Origin of the sequence: Stenotrophomonas sp. HMWF023 (genome assembly GCF_003060985.1) — a bacterium.
Lineage (GTDB): Bacteria > Pseudomonadota > Gammaproteobacteria > Xanthomonadales > Xanthomonadaceae > Stenotrophomonas > Stenotrophomonas lactitubi.
In genome coordinates, this window is sequence record NZ_QAIJ01000093.1 from 1 (window position 1) to 2,792 (window position 2,792).

The window sequence follows — 2,792 nt, forward strand, 5'->3', positions numbered from 1 at the left end:
GCGCGCGCGGTGCTGATGCCCAACGTGCTCGAACTCAACGGCAAGGTGCGGGTGGGTGTGGAGGTCGTGGACCCACGTAGTGGGCAGACGGTGTACACGCATTTCGCCGATGGCAATGGCCTGGATTCGATCCTGGCTTCCACCGATACCGTGGTGAAGGCACTGCGCAGCGACCTGGGTGAGGCGCTGCACGATGTCAGCCGCGAGCAGAAACCACTGCCAACGGTGGCCACCGCCAATCTTGATGCGCTGCATGCCTATGCCAAGGGCAGCGATGCGCTGGCGCAGGAGCGTTTCGACGAAGCGTTGCTGTTCTTCCAGCAGGCCACTCGCCTGGATCCCCAGTTCACCTTTGCCTACATCGGGCAGATGCGGCTGCAGTACGCCATGGGCAACGTGTCGGCGGCTGGCGAACTGTACCGCCAGGCGGTGTCGGGGCGCACGCGCTTGAGCGCGCGCGACCAGCTGTACCTGGACGCCTGGGGTGCGGATTTCAGTGGTGCACCCCCGCAGCGCAGTGCGGAAAAGTGGCGGATGCTGACCCAGCTGTATCCGGACGATCCGGCCGGCTGGATGAATCACGCGATGGCCCTGTTTGCCTATGGCGACTATGACGGCGCGCTGGCCGACATGATGCCGCTGCTGGAACGCCATCAGACGCATCGCGCACTGGTCCTGTCCTTCGTTGGCCGCACCCAGCTTGCGCGTGGCGAGGTCAAGGCCGCCGTCGCTGCGTTCAAGGAAGCAGGCGCGTTGCCGAACTGGCACGGCGACATGCTGGAAGCGGTCGCGCTGCTGCTGGATGGGGAGGTACAAAAGGCGCACGAACGCAGTGAAGCCATCACGTCGCGCGGGCTCGGCGCACGCATGGAGTACAGCGGGCTCCTCGCCCTGCAGGGGCGGGCCGATGATGCGGCCGCTGAGATGACGCAGGCCGTGAAGCAGTGTGCCGATGTGCCGGAGCTGTGCGACATCCTGGCCCTGCAGTCGCTGGCATGGACTGCACAGGCCGACGGCAGCGGGTCCCGGCTGCAGTACGCACGATTGCTGGACCGCACCCTGGCGGCAGTCGATGAGGGTGTCGGCGCCGCACCGCGCCATCGCGCTTTCATTGCGCTGTCGGTGGCCTACCACTTGCAGCGCGCCGGCCTGGACGCCGAGCTGCGCTCCCGCCGGCCTGCACTGCAGGCGCTGGTTGAACGCAGTACTGACCCGCGGCTGCAGGAACTATGGCTGCTGCTTCGCGCGCGTGGTGAGCTGGATGCCGGCAATGCAGAGGCCGCTTCGACACTGTTGAAGCCGCTGGCCAACGGCACGCTGTACCAGTGGCATGTACTGCAGCTGGATATCGATCGCGCGCTCGGCCGCGATCTGGCCGTGCAGCGCCGGGAGCGCTGGTTGCGCCAGCGCACGGGCATGGCCTTCGCCGAAGACGCCGGTGCCCTGGTTCTGCTGCCATTGAATGTGGCCGACGCGCGCCGGCTGGCCGATGCGGCCAGCCCGCAGCTGGCAGGGGCACCCTGAAGGGGCGTCAGTCCTGCAGTCCCTTCAGGCCGCTTTCGAACATGAAGGGCACCTTGAACGGTCCCGTGGCGGCCAGGCGCTCGCTCAGCAGCGCCGCCGCCTGGGCAAATTCCTCCTTGCCGCCCAGCGAGTCCAGCGGCGTGTTGCAGGCGGCAACGCTGTCAGCGTCTGCGCCCAGCGTAATCAGGGCCTTCGCCGGGTCGGCGGCAAACGCGCTGCGGAAGGCATCGTCGCTGGCCAGGTGCTTGAGCAGGGTCTGGACCACTTCAGGGGAAAGAGGAGAACGGGACATGGTTCACTACCGGCAGGGAGGGGAAAAAAACAGTATCGGCTGGGCGCAGCGGGAATTGATGGTGCGTATCAGCCACCACGCTATCATCGCCGGCCACCCACGCTTCCGGATGCGCATCGAATGAACTTCCGTCGCTGCAGGACGATGATCGTCGAACCGCTGGAGCGGGCGCGTTTCGACTTGGATGCGCTGCTTGCCGGCGGCAGTGGCGTTGGCTTCGAACAATCCTTGCAGGTACGCGCCGCGCATCTGCCGGCGCCACGCACGGTCGATGCGGTCAGCTGCCTGTGGCTGCTCCAGTGCAGCGCGGAGCAGTGGCAGCCACTACCGGCAGAGCCGCAGGCACGGCAACTCGTGCTGTCGCTGCTGGAGCAGGGCCTGCTGGTCAGCGATGATCCGGTGCATGCCGAGGCAGCAGCGGTCGAACAGCAGGTACGTGACAGCCAATGGTGGCCGCTATCGGCGCTGCACTACCAGCATTCGCGATGGGATGGCGTGGACAGTGTCGGCGACATGGAGCGCAGCCAGCTTATGACCGCGCAGGACCTGGTGCGCAGCTTCGGCACGCCGCCCGCTGAAGCGCCGGCTCGGCTGCCCGGTGCACGGCCCTTGCCACGCTGTGACGAGGACCCGATGCAGGCGCAGCTGCAGGCGCGTGCGACCTGCCGCAACTTCGATGGTGCGCGCGCCGTGCCGTTGCCGATGCTGGCCCGGCTGCTGCAGCAGGTGCTGATGGCGCAGGCGCAGGTGGAAACCGAACCCGGTGTGCGCTTCCTCAAGAAGAACATTCCATCGGCCGGCAGCCTGCATCCATTGGAAGCGTATGTAGTGGCGCGCAATGTGGAAGGACTGCCGCCGGGCCTCTATCACTACCATGCCACCGCACACGAACTGGGCCCGATAGCGGTGCCGCCCGGCGACCTGGACAGCTTCTGCCAACGCCTGCTGGCCGGTCAGCACTGGTTCGCCAACGCCC

Annotated in this window: 3 protein-coding genes and 1 pseudogene; 3 read left to right on the forward strand and 1 reads right to left on the reverse strand. The window is 66.8% G+C overall.

Annotated elements, in window-relative coordinates:
• A pseudogene (locus DBR20_RS22060) lies at positions 1–1,524 on the forward strand (hypothetical protein); the annotation flags it as partial.
• A 7-nt stretch (positions 1,525–1,531) separates the two neighbouring features.
• Here DBR20_RS22060 and DBR20_RS04670 read toward each other — a convergent pair.
• Positions 1,532–1,816, reverse strand: coding sequence for an NHLP-related RiPP peptide (locus DBR20_RS04670; protein ID WP_080277674.1), 285 nt, complete (start codon positions 1,814–1,816; stop codon positions 1,532–1,534).
• On the opposite strand from DBR20_RS04670, the gene DBR20_RS22670 reads away from it, so the two are divergent.
• A complete protein-coding gene (locus DBR20_RS22670; RefSeq protein WP_258223209.1) occupies positions 1,815–1,940 on the forward strand; it encodes a hypothetical protein in 126 nt (41 codons plus the stop codon). The two genes, DBR20_RS04670 and DBR20_RS22670, sit on opposite strands and share 2 nt — an antisense overlap.
• A partial coding sequence (locus DBR20_RS04675; RefSeq protein ID WP_146186952.1) for a putative peptide maturation dehydrogenase occupies positions 1,937–2,792 on the forward strand: 856 nt, incomplete at its 3' end. The genes DBR20_RS22670 and DBR20_RS04675, both read left to right, overlap by 4 nt.